The sequence below is a fragment of the Mesorhizobium sp. M7A.F.Ca.CA.001.10.2.1 genome (assembly GCF_003998575.1).
Taxonomy (GTDB): Bacteria; Pseudomonadota; Alphaproteobacteria; order Rhizobiales; family Rhizobiaceae; genus Mesorhizobium.
This window is the reverse complement of record NZ_RZQY01001298.1, coordinates 1-544: the sequence shown is the minus strand read 5'-3', so window position 1 is coordinate 544 and position 544 is coordinate 1. Positions and strand designations below refer to the sequence as shown.

Sequence of the window (544 nt, the reverse complement as noted above, 5' to 3'; positions counted from 1 at the left end):
GTGGTGGAAGTAGACGCCCAGCGCCAGTTCCGGCGCATGGTGGAGATTGCCAAAGGATTTCATATAATTGGCAAGCGCGAAGTTGCGGTAGCCGGTGGCGCGCTCGGACGCCGCCACCTCGCGATCGATGATGATCGTCTCGTCGTCGGCGAGGAACTGGATGAAGCGCAGGATCTCGCCGATCGCCTCGCGCGGCTGGTGGCCCGCAAGCAGGATGTCGGAAATGACGATGGCGCCGGCATTGATGAACGGGTTGCGCGGAATGCCGTTCTCATGCTCGAGCTGCACAATCGAGTTGAATGGATTGCCTGACGGTTCGCGGCCGACCCGCTGCCACAGCGCGTCGCCGACATTGCCGAGCGCCAGTGTGAGGGTGAACACTTTCGAGATGCTCTGGATGGAAAAGGCCTGGTCGGCGTCCCCCGCCGTCAGCACGCGCCCGTCATTGGTAACCGCTGCGATGCCGAATTTCTTCGGATCGACCTTACCCAACTGCGGAATGTAAGAAGCGACATCACCGCGATCGGTGCGATCGGCCATTTCG

1 protein-coding gene is annotated in these 544 nt (G+C 61.4%); it reads right to left on the bottom strand.

What is annotated here, in order from left to right:
• Nucleotides 1–544: glutaminase (locus tag EN964_RS36755; protein WP_245490765.1), on the bottom strand; the 544-nt coding region annotated here is incomplete at both ends.